Annotated in this window: 15 protein-coding genes; 4 read left to right on the top strand and 11 right to left on the bottom strand. The window is 68.0% G+C overall.

Annotation, left to right across the window (positions count from 1 at the left end; all coding sequences use genetic code 11):
- Positions 1–98 precede the first annotated feature (98 nt).
- On the top strand, positions 99–1,070 hold the full coding sequence (locus tag AC1DP3_RS03615) for an aldo/keto reductase (protein WP_477291366.1): 972 nt from the start codon (positions 99–101) through the stop codon (positions 1,068–1,070).
- Between the two features lie 57 nt (positions 1,071–1,127).
- Here the strand turns inward: AC1DP3_RS03615 and AC1DP3_RS03620 are convergent, their stop codons facing one another.
- Positions 1,128–2,081, bottom strand: coding sequence for an acyl-ACP desaturase (locus AC1DP3_RS03620; protein WP_477291368.1), 954 nt, complete (start codon positions 2,079–2,081; stop codon positions 1,128–1,130).
- Between the two features lie 133 nt (positions 2,082–2,214).
- The gene (locus AC1DP3_RS03625; protein WP_477291370.1) at positions 2,215–2,622 is read right to left on the bottom strand and encodes a transferase; all 408 of its coding nucleotides are present in this window, start codon (positions 2,620–2,622) and stop codon (positions 2,215–2,217) included.
- Between the two features lie 82 nt (positions 2,623–2,704).
- On the opposite strand from AC1DP3_RS03625, the gene AC1DP3_RS03630 reads away from it, so the two are divergent.
- Together AC1DP3_RS03630 and AC1DP3_RS03635 are read left to right on the top strand one after the other, a co-directional pair.
- Positions 2,705–2,953 (top strand): nitroreductase family protein, encoded by a 249-nt coding sequence (locus AC1DP3_RS03630; protein ID WP_477291372.1) that lies wholly within the window; start codon positions 2,705–2,707, stop codon positions 2,951–2,953.
- 87 nt (positions 2,954–3,040) lie between these two features.
- Complete coding sequence (locus AC1DP3_RS03635) at positions 3,041–4,885, top strand: phosphoenolpyruvate carboxykinase (GTP) (protein ID WP_477291374.1); 1,845 nt, start codon at positions 3,041–3,043, stop codon at positions 4,883–4,885.
- A gap of 7 nt (positions 4,886–4,892) precedes the next feature.
- Here the strand turns inward: AC1DP3_RS03635 and dinB are convergent, their stop codons facing one another.
- The 9 genes from dinB to glnT form a co-directional block, all read right to left on the bottom strand.
- The gene (gene dinB / locus AC1DP3_RS03640; RefSeq protein ID WP_477291376.1) at positions 4,893–6,089 is read right to left on the bottom strand and encodes a DNA polymerase IV; all 1,197 of its coding nucleotides are present in this window, start codon (positions 6,087–6,089) and stop codon (positions 4,893–4,895) included.
- A gap of 136 nt (positions 6,090–6,225) precedes the next feature.
- Complete coding sequence (locus AC1DP3_RS03645) at positions 6,226–6,825, bottom strand: helix-turn-helix domain-containing protein (RefSeq protein ID WP_477291378.1); 600 nt, start codon at positions 6,823–6,825, stop codon at positions 6,226–6,228.
- Between the two features lie 7 nt (positions 6,826–6,832).
- Entirely contained in the window at positions 6,833–8,068 is a 1,236-nt protein-coding gene (locus AC1DP3_RS03650; protein ID WP_477291380.1) for an allantoate amidohydrolase, read from the bottom strand.
- Positions 8,065–9,198, bottom strand: coding sequence for an FAD-dependent oxidoreductase (locus tag AC1DP3_RS03655; RefSeq protein WP_477291381.1), 1,134 nt, complete (start codon positions 9,196–9,198; stop codon positions 8,065–8,067). Before AC1DP3_RS03655 ends, AC1DP3_RS03650 begins: the two co-directional genes overlap by 4 nt.
- 22 nt (positions 9,199–9,220) lie before the next feature.
- Positions 9,221–9,778 carry a HutD family protein gene (locus AC1DP3_RS03660; RefSeq protein ID WP_477291383.1) on the bottom strand — a complete coding sequence of 186 codons (558 nt, stop codon included), beginning with the start codon at positions 9,776–9,778 and terminating at the stop codon, positions 9,221–9,223.
- Positions 9,779–9,781: 3 nt separating this feature from the next.
- Complete coding sequence (locus AC1DP3_RS03665; protein WP_477291384.1) at positions 9,782–11,107, bottom strand: FMN-binding glutamate synthase family protein; 1,326 nt, start codon at positions 11,105–11,107, stop codon at positions 9,782–9,784.
- Positions 11,108–11,130: 23 nt separating this feature from the next.
- On the bottom strand, positions 11,131–11,841 hold the full coding sequence (locus AC1DP3_RS03670; protein ID WP_477291386.1) for a protein glxC: 711 nt from the start codon (positions 11,839–11,841) through the stop codon (positions 11,131–11,133).
- Entirely contained in the window at positions 11,838–12,767 is a 930-nt protein-coding gene (locus tag AC1DP3_RS03675) for a class II glutamine amidotransferase domain-containing protein (RefSeq protein WP_477291388.1), read from the bottom strand. The genes AC1DP3_RS03670 and AC1DP3_RS03675 overlap by 4 nt, the downstream gene beginning before the upstream one ends.
- A 36-nt stretch (positions 12,768–12,803) precedes the next feature.
- The gene (gene glnT / locus AC1DP3_RS03680) at positions 12,804–14,168 is read right to left on the bottom strand and encodes a type III glutamate--ammonia ligase (protein ID WP_477291390.1); all 1,365 of its coding nucleotides are present in this window, start codon (positions 14,166–14,168) and stop codon (positions 12,804–12,806) included.
- 260 nt (positions 14,169–14,428) lie between these two features.
- Here glnT and AC1DP3_RS03685 point away from each other — a divergent pair, with 260 nt between their 5' ends.
- Positions 14,429–15,697, top strand: coding sequence for an ammonium transporter (locus tag AC1DP3_RS03685; RefSeq protein ID WP_477291392.1), 1,269 nt, complete (start codon positions 14,429–14,431; stop codon positions 15,695–15,697).
- The last annotated feature ends 42 nt before the right edge of the window (positions 15,698–15,739 follow it).

Consider the following 15,739-nt stretch of genomic DNA (forward strand, 5'->3'; position numbering starts at 1 on the left):
ATCGCGTCCGACATCGACAGCGTGACCTCCGGGTTGTGCGCCGGCGCCGTGTTGACCGGAGTGACCCTTCATGATCAACACCAGGGATGGAGCAGCCCATGACTGTCACCGCGCGTCTCGGGCGTACGGATCTGCAGGTCAGCCGCGTCGGGCTGGGCTGCATGAGCTACGGCAATCCGGTCACCGGCCTGCACGATTGGACCCTCGACGAGGAGGCATCCCAGCCGTTCTTCCGGCAGGCGGTGGAACTCGGCGTCACCTTCTGGGACACCGCGAACGCGTACCAGGCGGGCACCAGCGAGGAGTTCGTCGGCCGCGCCATTCGCAAGTACTCCCGGCGCGAGGACATCGTCCTCGCCACCAAAGTGTTCGGACGGATGCACGACGGGCCCACCGGCCACGGTTTGTCGCGCGGCGCGATCCTCGAGCAGGTCGACGCGTCGCTCGACCGGCTCGGGACCGACTACATCGACGTGTACTACATCCACCGATTCGATCCGCAAGTCCCCGTGGAGGAGACCATGGAGGCGCTGCACGATATCGTCCAGGCCGGCAAGGTCCGCTATCTGGGCGCGTCGTCGATGTTCGCCTGGCAGTTCGCGAAGCTGCAGACCGCCGCCGCGGTCGGCGGATGGACGCCGTTCGTCGCGATGGAGGACCAGTACAACCTCCTCAAGCGCGAAGAGGAGCGGGAGATGATCCCCATGTGTCTCGACATGGGCGTCGGACTGACTCCCTACTCGCCACTGGGCAAGGGTCGATTGACCAGACCGTGGGGCGAGCAGACGCAGCGGGCGGCGCGCGATGCCGTCGCGAGGACATTCGATTCCCCGGCAGATGAGCCGATCGTCGATGTTGTCGAGCGGATAGCGCAGCATCGTGGGTTGCCGATGGCGCAGATCGCGTTGGCGTGGGTGCTGCGCAACCCGGTCGTGGCGGCACCGATTGTCGGCGCGACCAAGCAGAAGCACCTCGCTGACGCCGTTGCGGCGCTTGACGTCGTGCTCAGCGACGAGGAGGTGGCGGCGCTGGAAGCACCGTACGTTCCCCAATCGCCCTACTGGTATTAGCCCGAGCTTCCCCGCGGCGGCGCGCCACTCGGAGAAGTGAGGTCGCGCTCGCCCGGCTCACGTGACGATGTCCTGCTGCACCCAGTCGTCGCGCGCGGCCTCCCGGGCCCGGCTCTCCTCGCGGCGGTCGACGAACTTCGTCGCCCGTTCGTCGAGCCCCTCCAGGAATGCCGCCAGCTGCTCCCGAGCCTGCTCGCCCTCCGGTCCGAGATCCGTGCGGTCCAGGACGTTCCAGTGCCGGAGTACGGGCATGATCACGTCGTCGTAGTGGAGGCGCAGGTCGTAGATCCCCGCCTTCGCGATCATCATCGAGCTGCGCCGGAAGCCCGCCATCGTGGCTCCCGGCATCTCGAACCCGATGACCTCCTTGGCGATCGCCTGCATCGTCGCGTCGGGCGCGATCTCCAGCGCCGCAGAGACGATGTTGCGGTAGAAGATCATGTGGAGGTTCTCGTCCTTCGAGATCCGGGCGAGCATCCGGTCCGCGATGGGGTCTCCGGTGACCTTGCCGGTGTTGCGGTGCGAGACCCGGGTCGCGAGCTCCTGGAAGGACACATAGGTCACCGCCTCGAGCACGGACTTTTCGCCGGAGTCGTAGCCCGAGGTCATGTAGTCCATCCGGGCCCGCTCGAGCTCGACCGGGTCGACGCCGCGGGTGACGACGAGATAGTCGCGCATCGCGATGCCGTGCCGGTTCTCCTCCGCGGTCCACCGGCCCACCCAGGTGCCCCACGCGCCGTCGCGGCCGAAGCGGGTCGCGATCTCGCGGTGGTAGGACGGCAGGTTGTCCTCGGTGAGCAGATTGGTGAACATTGCGGCCTTGGCCGTCTCGGAGAGCTGTGACTGCTCCGGCGCCCAGTCCTCGCCGCCGAGGAACGCGAAGTCGCGGCCCTGGCTCCACGGGATGTAGTCGTGGGGATGCCACTCCTGCGCCATCGAGAGGTGCCGGTCGAGGTTCTGTGCCACGACAGGCTCGAGGTCCTCGAGGAGGTTGGTCGGAATGCTGGTCATGGTTGCTCCCTCGGTCGCACTGGCCCGTGATCGAGGCTACCCGCACCTGAGCAGGGTGCGCCCGCGCGCCGGTGCGCATTCGTCCCCGACCACCACCGCCCGCCCTCATAGCACCGGCAGCTCGTGGGCGCGGTCAGGCGGCGAGACGCAGCCCGCGCCGGTCGGTCGCGACGCGCTCGCTGTCACCGATCGTCTCATCGTCGCCGATGAGTGATCCGACCGCTACCCGAGCACCCGTGCCGACGTGCGTGCGCACGCCGATCTTCGCGCCGGCGCCGATCGCGGCGCCGGAGCCGATGTGGGCTTGCGGCGCAATGTCGGCCTCAGGGCCGATGACGGCATTCGCCTCGACCCACGCTCCGCGTCCGACGTGCGCGCCGGCGGCGATCTGGACTCCGGGCTCGACATAGGCACCAGCTTCCACGATTGCGGTCGGGTGGACCTTCGCGCCATGGGCGACGAGCCCGCGCCCGTTCGAGTGCTTGCGGTAGCGCAGCAGCTCACCGCTGTCGTTCTCGATGTCGACGTAGTTCTTGCCCACGATCCCCTCCGACGATCCGACCTTGTGTGGAGCACGGTGATTGCGTGATCTCCTGCTAATGCATTCCCGCCCATGGGCCCATTTGGATGCACCCTGGGGGTCGCTTCTCCCTGCGGCCTGGAGTCTGCAGCTCGCGCTGCGGGCGCGCGGACTCGGCAGCGCGTGGACGACTCTGCATCTCGCCTACGAGCGCGACATCGCAGAGCTTCTCGGCATCCCGCCCACCGTGCACCAAGGCGTGCTCCTGCCCGTCGCGTACACCGTGGGAACGGACTTCCGACCCGCGCACCGCGCACCGCTCGACGACGTGCTGCACATCGACGGATGGTGAGGGATCGTCCTCGAGCGCAGCGTTAGCGCCCCCGCGTAAGCCGGCACCCATCTGGTGCGGAGGGCGCCCGCGGGACATGCTCGGAGCATGAACTCACCGGACTGGATCCAGCACCGCGGGCTCGTCGCCTGGGTGGAAGAGATGGCCGAACTCTGCACGCCGACGGACGTCCATTGGTGCGACGGCTCGGATGCCGAGTACGACGCCTTGTGCGAGCAGCTCGTCGACGCGGGCACCTTCATCCGGCTGAATCCGGAGAAGAGACCCCGCAGCTATCTCGCCCGCAGTGATGCCAGCGACGTGGCCCGCGTGGAGGAGCGCACCTTCATCTGCGCGCGCAGCGAGGAGGATGCCGGACCGACCAACAACTGGATGGACCCGAGGGAGATGATGCCGATCCTCCGCGGCCTGTTCGCGGGGTCGATGACGGGGCGAACCATGTATGTCGTGCCGTTCAGCATGGGTCCGCTCGGCTCGCCGATCGCCCAGTTGGGGGTGCAGATCACGGACTCGCCGTACGCGGTGGTCAGCATGAAGATCATGACGCGGATGGGCCGCGCGGCGGCGGAGGTGCTCGGAGCGAAAGGATACTTCGTGCCGTGCATGCACAGCATCGGCGCACCGTTGAACGAGGGCGACGCGGATGTCGCGTGGCCCTGCAACCCCACCGAGAAGTACATCGTGCATTTCCCCGAGACCCGCGAGATCTGGTCGTACGGCTCGGGCTATGGAGGCAATGCGCTGCTCGGCAAGAAGTGCCTCGCTCTTCGGATCGCCTCGACCATGGCCCGCGATGACGGCTGGCTCGCGGAGCACATGCTGATCCTGGGCGTCACCGACCCCGAGGGGGAGAAGACGTACGTCGCTGCGGCGTTCCCGAGCGCGTGCGGCAAGACGAACTTCGCGATGCTCGTGCCGCCGCCGAACTTCACCGACCAGGGGTGGCGGGTGACCACGGTCGGTGACGACATCGCGTGGATCAAGCCCGGCGAGGACGGCACGCTGTTCGCGATCAACCCCGAAGCCGGCTACTTCGGTGTGGCGCCCGGCACGTCGTACACGACCAACCCGAACGCGATGGAGTCGATCCGCTCCGACACGATCTTCACGAACGTCGCGCTGACCGATGACGGCGATGTCTGGTGGGAGGGGATGGACGGTGAGAAGCCCGCGCACGCGATCGACTGGCAGGGAAACGACTGGACTCCCGAGTCCGGCACGAAGGCGGCGCACCCGAACTCACGCTTCACCGCCCCCGCCACACTGAATCCGGCGCTGGACGAGGCGTGGGATGACCCGCAGGGTGTTCCGATCCGGGCGTTCATCGTCGGGGGCCGGCGAGCCGGCACCATCCCGCTCGTGACCCAGAGCTTCAACTGGGCGTTCGGCGTCTACATGGCGGCGACCATGGGCTCCGAGACCACCGCGGCAGCCTTCGGCGAGCAGGGTGTGGTGCGCCGCGATCCCTTCGCCATGCTGCCGTTCGCCGGCTATCACATGGGCGACTACATCAACCATTGGCTCGCACTGGGCCGCAAGGTCCGCAACGCCCCGCGCATCTTCCAGGTCAACTGGTTCCGCCGCGACCAGGACGGAAACTTCCTCTGGCCTGGGTTCGGTGAGAACATGCGGGTCCTCGAGTGGATCGTCGCCCGCTCACGGGGGAGGGCGCTCGCGATCGAAAGCCCACTGGGCTGGATGCCGCGCTACGAAGACCTCACCTGGGGCGGCCTCGACTTCTCCGAGGAGGACTTCTTCGCCTGCATGGCGATCAACCGCCGAGACTGGACCTCGGAGCTGCTGGATGTCGAAGAGCTCTTCATGAAGCTCTACAACCGACTGCCGAAGGAGATGGAGATGATCCGATCCCTCACCACCAGCGCGCTCTGGCGCTCCCCGAAGCAATGGGAGATGAACAACGACCCCACCTGATCGGGCTTCACTCGTGCTCGGGCAGCACGGGCGTGGACCAGCCGGGGTCACGACCCAGCTGTGCCGCGCGGGCGACGGATGCCGCGCCGAAGCGACCTCGGACCGCGTCCAGCACGATGTCGAGACGGTCTCCGTCGTCCCAGTCGATGGGCAGCTCCGGCTGGACGCTGTCGGCGCGACCGAGCTGCGTGAGCGAGACGCCGATGAGGGTGATGCCACGCTCCTCGATCTCGGGGTGCGCGGCAACGAGCAGCGCGCGCGCGACCATGAGGATCACGCCCGTGCGTTCGGTGGGGGAGCGGACGGTGTGTGATCGGGTCGCCTTCGCATAATCCGCGAAGCGCAGGCGCAGCACGACCGTCCGGCACACCCGGTCGTGCTCGCGCAGCCGGCGGGCGAGCCGATCGACGATCTGGGTCAGGATCAGATCGAGTTCTTCCGGCGAGCGCGGACGGCTGCCCAGGGCTCGCTGAGATCCGATGGATCCCCGTCGTCGAGTGGTGTCGACCGGACGCGGATCCCGCAGCCGCGCCAGCGCGTGCAGGTGGGCTCCGGTCGCCTTGCCCAGCAGTCGCTCAGCGGTCGCCTCCTCGAGCTCGGCCAGCTGCCCGACGGTGGTGATGCCCAGGCGGTGCAGCTTCTCCGCTGTCACCGCGCCGACGCCCCACAGCCGTTCCACGGGAAGTGGGAGAAGGAACGCCTGCTCCCGGTCGGGCTCGACGACGAGCAGACCGTCCGGCTTGCTCACGGCACTGGCGACCTTGGCGAGGAACTTGGTTCGAGCCACTCCGACCGAGATCGCGAGGCCCACCTCGGAACGGACCCGCGCGCGCAATCCGACCGCGACCTGCTCGGGGGTGCCCACAAGCCGTCGCAGACCGCCGACCTCGAGGAACGCCTCGTCGATCGAGAGCCCCTCCACCAGTGGTGTGGTGTCGCGGAAGATCGCGAACACGTCTCGGCTGGCCGCCGAGTAGGCATCCATGCGGGGAGGGACGATGACGGCTTCCGGGCACAGGTCGCGGGCCTGACGGCCGCCCATCGCCGTGCGCACTCCGCGGGCCTTCGCTTCGTAACTCGCCGCCAGCACCACTCCGCCGCCGACGATCACAGGCCGGCCTCGCAGAGCGGGCGCGTCGCGCTGCTCGACCGATGCATAGAAGGCGTCGAGATCGGCGTGCAGGACGGTCGCCTCGCCTCGCATCCGCGCTCCCTGCATTCGTCTGTTCTGCAGATGGTCGCACGCACCAGCGACATGGCCGTGGTTCTGGGACGACCCGAGAGCAGCCCGCTCGCTCGGCTGCACAGCCTGCCGCGAGCCGGCTCGGTACGAAGGCCCGCTAGCGCGAGCGCACGGCCAAGAACCGGATCGGCACCTCGTGCAGTTCGAGCGGACCGTGCGAGGCCTCGCCGTCGAGGAGAAGCGCGTCGCCGGGGCTCATCTCGTACTCGTAGCCGCCATGACCGTAGGTCATGCGCCCTTCGAGCATGTAGAGGAACTCCGTTCCGGGATGCTGGAACAGCGGGAACACATTGGACGCGTCGGTGAGCGTCACCAGTGTGGGCTCGAGAGCGTCGGGCGTGTCCTTGAGAACACCGAGCATCTGGTAGATGTGTCCGTGCTGTGTGCCGCTGCGGACGCTCACGCTCCCGGCGCCCGACTTCGTGAACGAGGCCTCGCGGTCACTCGCCGACCCGCGGAAGAGTGCGGTGACCGGGATGCCGAATCCGGCCGCAAGTCGCTGGAGAGTCGTGAGCGAGCATGACGTGGTCGCCGACTCGATCTTCGAGATCATCGCCTTGGAGAGCCCCGTGCGGGCGGCCAGGTCTGCGGCGGAGATGCCCTGCTCGCTGCGATACCTGCGCACCTGCTGAGCGATGATCGGCTCGAGCACGCCACCAGGAGGATCGTTCTCTGCCACGGGCCGACCAGACGTCACTTCGCCATCATAGGTCGGGGCCTCCGATTGATTCGGCCGACGCCAGCTGCCCCAGCACAGCAGCGAGCCCAGATGCGCCCATCTCGGCGTCTGAGTCTTCCACGAGCTCGTCCGGCGAGTGCGAGATGCCGGTCGGGTTCCGCACGAACAGCATGGCTGTCGGGACCGACGAGGCGAGGATTCCGGCGTCGTGGCCGGCGCCGGTCCCCAGTTCCGGCGCCGTCGGAAGTGCACGCCGGAGGTCTTCGCGGAGAGCGAGGTCGAAGTCCACTGTCGTGCTCAACGACTCCTCCCGGACCTCCCCGGCGCATCCCTCCGACTGCGCGGCGCCGGAGACGATGTCGCGGACTTCAGACACGAGCCAGGCTGTCACGCGGTCCTCCGGATGACGGATGTCGATCCAGAAGCGCACCCGGGAGGCGATCACATTCGTGCCGCCGGGAATCGGCTCCAGCCGCCCCACCGTGGCCCGGGCATCGGGTGTGCGCCTGGCCAGATCGCGGATCTCGAGCACCATCCGTGCCGCCGCGACGAGCGGATCGCTGCGGTCGGACATCAGCGTGGTGCCGGCATGGTTGCCCTGTCCGTCGACGGTCACCCTCCAGCGCCCGTGCCCGAGAATCGATGACGCGATCGCGATGGGCTCGCCGGAGTCGATCAGCCCGCGGCCCTGCTCGACGTGCAGTTCCACGAAGGCGGCGATGCGCGCCAGCGCCTCGGGATCCGTCCCGGTGCGGGACGGATCGATTCCGTCTCGGCGAGCGACGTCGGCGAAGGTGTCACCGTCTCGATCTGTGAGTGCGAGCGCGCGCTGCGGGCTGATCGCGCCGGTCATGAGCCGGGATCCGAGGCAGGCGACGCCGAATCTGGAACCCTCTTCTTCGGGGAAGACCGCGATCGCGATGGGACGCAGCGGCCTGAGGCCGGCAGAGCGGAGAATGTCGATCGCCGCGAGGGCGGACGCGACGCCGAGCGGACCGTCATACCCGCCGCCCCCCGGTACGGAGTCGAGATGGCTGCCCGTCACGATGGCTCCGCCGGTGCTGCCCGGCGGATTCCACCAGGCCCACAGGATGCCGTTGCGGTCGCGCTCGACGTCCAGACCCCGCTGCTCGGCATGCGCGGTGAACCATTCACGCAACTCCCGGTCCGCGGCCGAGAAGCCTGCGCGGCTGTATCCGCCTCTGGTGGTGTCCCGTCCGATCGAGGAGATCTCCTCGATCATCTTCGCGACGCCCGTCATGCGCCGGTCAAGGCCGCGAGCGGACGGAATCGTGGGACGCCTGAGTCCTCATCCATCACCAGCCGCGCAGCGAGCTCACCCAGCAGCGGGGCGAACTTCGCGCCGTGTCCCGAACAGGGCGAGAGGATCGTGACACCCTCGATGCGGTCGATGATGAACTCGTCGTCCGGCGCGTTGGTGAACAGGCATGTCGTCTCGGCGTACGGCTCGGGGACGAGGCCCGGCAGGGAACGAGCGACATACTCGACGACCCTCTCACGACGCGCAGCGTCGATGACGCGCTCGTGCTCCAGCGCCGAGCCGATCACCGGTCCGCCGTTGTATTCGGCCACCTTCTGGCCGCGGAAGTGGGCATCCCGTCCGCCGGGGAGCCCGTAGACCTGGATGTCCTCGCGCTTGTTGATGAACGTCGGCCAGTCGGCGTGCGGGTCTCGGTAGGCGAAATGGAGGGCCTGCTCCTGGCGTACCTGCAGAGCGGGAAAGCGATCCACCGCGTCTCCGGGAAGGGCCAGTCGGTCCAGCAGGCTCGGAAGCCATCCACCCGCGGCGACCACGACCTGGGACGCCGAGATCGTGTCGCCCGACTCCGATTCGACGACGTACGAGGCCCCGTCGCGCACCACTCCTGCAGCGACCCAGTCGGTGCGCAGCTTCGCGCCGTCCTGAACGGCGAGGGTGACCAGTGCGGATACGGACTCTTCTGCATCGATCACTCCCGCAGCCTCATGCCACAGGACCGGTCCGTCGAACACGAAGCCCGGCCACCTCTGCGACGCCGCGTGTTCCGGAAGAAGCTCGTGGGCGATGCCCTGATCGGTGAGGATCGCCGCCAGGATGGCGGGGTCGCGCCGCGCGCCGTAGTCCAGCGCGCCCGCGTCGCTGATGAGCTGCCGCCCGATGGCGCTCTCGAGCTCGTCCCACCCGCGACGCGCCTCACCGACGAGGCTCGTGTAGAACGGGTCGGGATACGTGTACCGGAAGATGCGCGCGGAGCCGTGGGAGCTGCCGAGCGCATTCGCCGGCGTCGTGCGCTCGAGCAGGACGACGTCCCGGCCTCGGCGGGCGAGACTCCGGGCTGCGGCTGCGCCCGCGAGGCCGGCCCCGATGATGGCGATCGGATGGTCGGACATGGTGGCCTTTCAAGGCTCGTGACTAGTGGGAGACGGGTGCGATGTCGAAGCGGGCAACCGATGAGGTCGCGCAGATGATGCTGCGCGGGCGATCCGCCGGAAGCAGCGCGCTGCCCGGTGGGAGCGGGAGGCCGTCGATCGTGGCGGCACCCGCGAGGAGCACGGTGAGCGTTGCGTTGGGGCTCACCGGCGCGCGTTCGTGATAGGTGCGAATGCGGCAGGTGGCAACCGCGAGACTCCGTTTGACCATCAGGTTCACCACGGAGACCCCGTTGCGATCCACCGACGCGACGACCCGCGACTCACCCGCGAACCGGATCCCTTCCTCGCGCGAGACCCGATGCTCGACCCCGTCGATCGTGAGGGTCACGTCCTCACGACTGAGCGGGATGAGGATGCGCTCAGTTCCGGGCAGCACGGAGAACGGCATCCGTCCCCGCAGCTCGGCGACGCTCAGTCGCCACGCGAGGGTCTTCACGAGCACCCGCGTCACGCCGAGGCCATTCGCCCACGATTCCGACCGGGCGTCTCTCGGCGTGACGACATCCAGGCCCACCGGGGCGCCGAGGTCGACCGTCATGAGTCAGCTGCGTCCCGGGATCCACGTCGTGCCGGCCAGAGGCACCCCCGCCATCGCGGCGGACTCGACAGTCAGCGCGACGAGGTCCTCCGGCTCGAGGTTGCGCACATGCGACTTGCCGCACGCGCGCGCGATCGTCTGCGCCTCGAGAGTGAGGACGCGGAGGTAGTTCGCGAGCCGGCGACCGGCGGCGACCGGGTCGAGACGTGCAGAGAGCTCCGGGTCCTGCGTCGAGATGCCGGCGGGATCGCGCCCGTCCTGGAAATCGTCGTAGAAGCCGGCGGCGGATCCGATCTTCTCGTATTCGTCGCTGTAGCGCGGGTCATTGTCGCCGAGGGCGATGAGCGCTGCGGTGCCGATCGCGACAGCATCCGCGCCCAAGGCGAGCGCCTTGGCCACATCCGCGCCGGTCCGGATGCCGCCCGACACGATCAGCTGAACGCCCGTGCGATGGACGCCGAGCTCTTGAAGGGCGGCGACCGCGGGACCGATGGCCGCGAGCGTGGGGATGCCGACGTGCTCGATGAAGACCTGCTGCGTGGCGGCCGTGCCGCCCTGCATGCCGTCGAGCACCACGACATCAGCGCCGGCCTTCACGGCGAGCGCCGTGTCGTAGTAGGGCCGGGACGCCCCGATCTTGACGTAGATCGGCTTTCGCCAGTCCGTGATCTCGCGGATCTCGGCGATCTTGATGGTCAGGTCATCCGGACCGGTCCAATCCGGATGCCGGCTCGCCGAGCGCTGATCGATGCCCACCGGCAGCGTCCTCATCCCCGCCACACGCTCGGTGATCTTCTGGCCGAGCAGCATGCCGCCGCCGCCGGGCTTCGCACCCTGACCGAGAACGATCTCTATCGCGTCAGCCTTTCGCAGGTCGTCGGGGTTCATCCCATACCGCGAAGGCAGGTACTGGTAGACCAGCGTCTTGGACTGGCCGCGCTCCTCGGGGGTCATGCCGCCATCGCCGGTCGTGGTCGAGGTTCCGGCCTCGGTCGCCCCGCGTCCCAGAGCCTCCTTGGCGTTGGCGGAAAGAGCCCCGAAGCTCATCCCTGCGATCGTCACCGGGATGTCGAGATGGATCGGCTCGAGGGCGTTGCGAGCGCCCAGGGTGACGTCTGTCGCGCATCGCTCGCGGTAGCCCTCCAGCGGATACCGCGACATGCTCGCACCGAGGAAGAGCAGGTCGTCGAAGTGGGGGAGTGCTCGCTTGGCGCCCCAGCCGCGGATGTCGTAGATGCCGGTCGCGGCGGCTCGCTGGATGTCGTGGATGGTGGCGCGGTCGAAGGTCGCGGATTCGCGGAGTCCGAGCGCTGCGATGTCTTTGGTCATTTTCGCTTCCCTGGTGCCGCGGGTCAGTATGAGGCGGCGTTGTCGACGGTGAAGTGGTAAAGATTGCGCGCTGATCCGAAGCGGCGGAAGTCCTCGGGTCGCTCGGTGCGTCCGGCGCGGCCGAGCAGCTCTGCGAGTTCCTCGATGTGCTCGCGGCGCATCTCCTTCTCGACGCAGTCGGCGCCGAGGGACGCCACCGTGCCGCGCACGTAGATGCGCGCCTCGTAGATCGAATCGCCGAGCGCCTCGCCCGCGTCGCCGCAGACGACCAGCCGGCCGGCCTGGGCCATGAAGGCGGACGCGTGGCCGATGCTTCCTCCGACCACGATGTCCACGCCCTTCATTGAGATCCCGCACCGCGCGCCGGTGTTGCCCTCGACGACCACGAGCCCACCGTGCCCCGTCGCCCCTGTGGACTGAGAGGCATCTCCGGTGACATGCACCACGCCCGACATGATGTTCTCGGCAAGGCCGACCCCCGCACTGCCGTGCACGACAGCGGTGCCGCGCTGGTGCATCCCGGCGAAGTAGTAGCCGACATCACCCTCGACGACGACCTCGATGTCGGCGGTGATGCCCACCGCGATGTTGTGGCTTCCCACGGGCGACTCCACGGTCCAGACCGTTCCGTCGACCGCGTCGTGCAGCAACTGGTTGAGGTCGCGCACACTCGAGTGGGCGAGGTCGACGGACGTGGCCGCGGACGCGGGCGCGGGGGTAGCGGTGAGGGTCATCGGGTTGCTCCTTCCAGAACGGGGGCGTCAAGAGCCCAGGTGTAGACGACGCCGGGCGACGGCTCGAAGATCCGGGCGTGCTCGATGCCGGGGAGCCCTGCCAGGGCGCGGTACTCCGAGGCCATTGCGATCCAGTCGCGGGTCTCGGCGATGATCGCCGGCTTGCAGGCGATGGGGTCACGGACGACCGCCATGCTGTCGGCCGTGGTCACCACGAGCGTGTAGAAGCCGTCGAAGACGCCCTGCAGGGCTTCGAGCGCTGTCGTCAGGTCGTCACCGTGCGCCATTCGCCACGCGATGAAGCGCGCGGCGACCTCGGAGTCGTTCTCGCTGTCGAACTCGACGCCCTCTGCGCGCAGGCGGCGGCGGATCGAGGCATGGTTGCTGAACGAGCCGTTGTGCACGAGGCAGAGGTCCTCTGCGACGGTGAACGGGTGGGCACCCACGGCGGTCACTGCCGATTCCGTCGCCATGCGGGTGTGCGAGAGCGCCTGGCTGCCCCGGATCTCGGCAAGACCATAGATCTCGGCGAGGTCGACGGGGTGGCCGACGCCCTTCAGCACGGCGACGTTCGACCCGCGGCCGATGATGCTGGCGCCGGGAAGCGCCGTGCGCACCGCGGCCTCCAGGATCCCTGTGCTGACGCTCGCCGAGACGAGAACCGATTCCGCATAGGCCACCACCTGTGGTTCGCTTCCCTCAGGGAGCGCCGCCCGAAGATCGTCGGCGAGAGCGGCGGTGTCGGCATCCGAGATCACCGTGATCGTCGATGACCCCTCCGGCGTGAGCCGCTCGGAGCCGTAGACGGCGAGGCCGGCCGAGTCCGGTCCGCGCTCCACGATCTCGCAGAGCATGCCATGCATGAGCTCGCCGAGACTTCCGCGCAGGGCGGGGTTGCGAATCTGCAGTGCAGCGATTCCGCACATCTGTGGTTCCTTTCGTCGATTCGGGATGCCGGATGGTCAGTACGCCGTGAGGTACCGGTCGAGCTCCCACTCGGTGACGGTGTTGTGCCAGCCGAGGAACTCGTCCTCCTTGGCGTCGGCGAAGTAGTCCGCGACGCCGTGGCCGGCATCCAGCGCTTCCCGCAGCACGGGATCCTCGCGCAGCGACTGCACGGCGTGCAGCAGTGTGCGGGGGAGGACTGCCGAAGTCTCCCGGAACTCGCCGGGGCCGCAGGGATCGCCGGGATCGGCCCGGCGCTCGATGCCGTCGAGGCCGGCATGGACGACGGCGGCGAGTGCGAGGTACGGGTTCGCGGAACCATCGGCGGCGCGCAGCTCGAGGCGGTCCGAGTCGGGCACCCGGATGAAGTGCGTGCGGTCATTGCCGCCGTAGGTGGCGTGCTTGGGTGACCAGGTGGCGCCGGATGCGCTCGTCGTCGCCCCTCGGCGCTTGTACGAATTGACGCTCGGCGCCAGGAAGAGCTGCAGTCCCGGCGCATGCTCGAGCATCCCCGCGAGGAAGGAGTATGCGGTTTCGGAGAGGCCGAGGCCGCGTCGGTCTGCAGGGTCCGGGAAGACCGGCGCACGGCCGTCCCACAGCGACAGGTGAAAGTGCAGCCCGTTGCCTGCGCGGTCGCTGAACGGCTTGGGCATGAACGTCGCGATCATCCCGCGCTGTTCGGCGAGCATCCCGATGAGGTAGCGCAGCGTCATCACGCGATCCGCCGTCACGAGTGCCTCGTCGTAGGCGAAGTTCTGCTCGAACTGACCCGGGGCATCCTCGTGGTCGTTCGCATAGTTGCCCCATCCCAGGGCGTTCATGGCCTCGCTGACGGCTGCCAGGTGGTCATACATGCGCGTCACCCCGCGAGCGTCGTAACAGGACCGCAGACCTTCGTCCTTCGCGTCCGAGGCAGACAGCCGGCCGTCGGCATCGCGATCGACCAGGAAGTACTCCACCTCCGCGCCGACCTTCGCGGTCAGACCGCGTGCTGCCAGCCGGGCGAGGGCCCTCTTGAGGATGACTCGAGGCGCGAACGGCCAGGCTTCGCCGTTGACGTAGGGGTCGCAGTGGACGATGGCCAGACCTTCGCGCACGAAGGGGATCGGCGCGTACGAGTCGAGATCGGGGATCGCTATGAGGTCGGGGTCATGCGGCTGTTGACCGATCAGCCCTGCGGCGAATCCCGCGAATCCGAGCTTGCCGTCCTCCAGATCGTCGGCGGCAGAGACCGGCACGAGCTTGGCGCACGGCTTCCCGTTCAGGTCGACGAACACGGCGAGGATGAAGCGGACACCGTCGGCCAGCGCACGATCGCGCAGTGACTGCACAGCGGTGGGGAGCGTCACCACGTCGCCGCCGGTGAATGCGGGTAGGGTCATTGCGGATCTCCTGAGGGTTGACTGACAGTGGAGCGAGTTGATTGACAGTACCAACCGAAACACGTCGGACAGATATCGCGGATGTTTCCGAAAGGTAAAACCGCACGGCCGGCGGGAAATCCAACATTCACGTCGGTGAAACGCGGAGGAAGTTGCGCGTCAGGAAGATGAGTTGCACGGCAGTGATCTGCCGGCAGGCGAACCCTGAAGTGCATCGCAACCCGGCGGTCGTCAGGTGTGCCTGCAGAAGGGCTCACCTCATGGATCAGGGAAACACCACTTTCATTCTCATCTCGGCTGCACTGGTGCTGCTGATGGCGCCCGGTCTGGCCTTCTTCTACGGAGGCCTCGTCAAGGCGAAGAGCGTCATCAGCATGATGATGATGACCTTCGGCGCGGCCGGACTCATCGGCGTGCTCTGGGTGCTGTACGGCTATGCCATAGCGTTCCCCGGCTCTGACGGCCTCCTCGCGCCGTGGGCGATCGACTGGTCGGCGATCGGGCTCGAGAGCCTCCTCGAAGTGCCGGAAGGCGCGGCATATCCACCACTCGCCTTCGTCGCCTTCCAGGCGACGTTCGCGATCATCACCGTTGCCCTCATCTCGGGCGCCATCGCCGACCGGGCGAAGTTCGGGTCCTGGATGCTGTTCGCCGGCGTCTGGGCGACGATCGTGTACTTCCCGGTCGCGAGCTGGGTATTCAACTTCGGGCTGGCCGACGACGGCTCGTACGCATACGGCGGATGGATCACCTACGGCCTGCAGGAGACCTTCGGGGTCGGCGTGATCGACTTCGCCGGCGGAACTGCCGTGCACATCAACGCGGGCGCCGCAGCCCTCGCGCTCGCCCTCGTCGTCGGACGCCGCGTCGGATTCCGCAAGGGCGCGCACGTCCCGCACAACCCGCCGTTCGTGCTCCTTGGTGCAGGCCTGCTGTGGTTCGGCTGGTTCGGGTTCAACGGAGGGTCGGAGCTTGCCGCAGACGGTACGGCCGCTCTCGTCTACGTCAACACGATCGCTGCCACTGCCGCCGCTCTGCTCGCCTGGCTCGTCGTGGAGAAGCTGAAGGACGGCAAGCCGACCTCGGTCGGCGCAGCGTCCGGAGCCGTCGCAGGCCTGGTTGCGATCACTCCTGCCTGTGCCGCCCTGGATCCGATCTGGGCGATCGTTCTCGGAGCCGTCGCCGGATCCCTCTGCGCTCTGGCGATCGAGCTCAAGTTCAAGCTGGGCTTCGACGATTCCCTCGACGTCGTGGGCATCCACCTCGTCGGCGGACTCATCGGCACCCTCTATCTCGGCTTCTTCGCCAACGGAACCGGCCTCTTCATGGGTGGAGACGGCACGCAGCTGATCGTTCAGGCGATCGCGGCCTTCTCGGTGCTGGCCTACTCGCTCGTCCTCACCCTCGTGATCGGCTTCGCCATCGAGAAGACGCTGGGCTTCCGCGTTACGAGCGAGGACGAGATCGCGGGTGTCGACCTCGCCGAGCACGGCGAGGAGGGTTACGTCCTCGAGGAGAAGCTCGCCTGACCCCGGCGCTCCTGCGCTCCGGAAGTGGGGGGGGGGGGGGGG

This window comes from Microbacterium sp. P5_B6, from assembly GCF_056400345.1.

What these genes read in the sequence shown, in the direction of transcription:
- AC1DP3_RS03615 (WP_477291366.1), top strand. Translation starts at nt 99, where the DNA reads ATGACTGTCACCGCGCGTCTCGGGCGTACGGATCTGCAGGTCAGCCGC.
- AC1DP3_RS03620 (WP_477291368.1), bottom strand. Translation starts at nt 2,081, where the DNA reads ATGACCAGCATTCCGACCAACCTCCTCGAGGACCTCGAGCCTGTCGTG.
- AC1DP3_RS03635 (WP_477291374.1), top strand. Translation starts at nt 3,041, where the DNA reads ATGAACTCACCGGACTGGATCCAGCACCGCGGGCTCGTCGCCTGGGTG.
- dinB (WP_477291376.1), bottom strand. Translation starts at nt 6,089, where the DNA reads ATGCGAGGCGAGGCGACCGTCCTGCACGCCGATCTCGACGCCTTCTAT.
- AC1DP3_RS03650 (WP_477291380.1), bottom strand. Translation starts at nt 8,068, where the DNA reads ATGACGGGCGTCGCGAAGATGATCGAGGAGATCTCCTCGATCGGACGG.
- AC1DP3_RS03655 (WP_477291381.1), bottom strand. Translation starts at nt 9,198, where the DNA reads ATGTCCGACCATCCGATCGCCATCATCGGGGCCGGCCTCGCGGGCGCA.
- AC1DP3_RS03660 (WP_477291383.1), bottom strand. Translation starts at nt 9,778, where the DNA reads ATGACGGTCGACCTCGGCGCCCCGGTGGGCCTGGATGTCGTCACGCCG.
- AC1DP3_RS03665 (WP_477291384.1), bottom strand. Translation starts at nt 11,107, where the DNA reads ATGACCAAAGACATCGCAGCGCTCGGACTCCGCGAATCCGCGACCTTC.
- AC1DP3_RS03670 (WP_477291386.1), bottom strand. Translation starts at nt 11,841, where the DNA reads ATGACCCTCACCGCTACCCCCGCGCCCGCGTCCGCGGCCACGTCCGTC.
- AC1DP3_RS03675 (WP_477291388.1), bottom strand. Translation starts at nt 12,767, where the DNA reads ATGTGCGGAATCGCTGCACTGCAGATTCGCAACCCCGCCCTGCGCGGA.
- glnT (WP_477291390.1), bottom strand. Translation starts at nt 14,168, where the DNA reads ATGACCCTACCCGCATTCACCGGCGGCGACGTGGTGACGCTCCCCACC.
- AC1DP3_RS03685 (WP_477291392.1), top strand. Translation starts at nt 14,429, where the DNA reads ATGGATCAGGGAAACACCACTTTCATTCTCATCTCGGCTGCACTGGTG.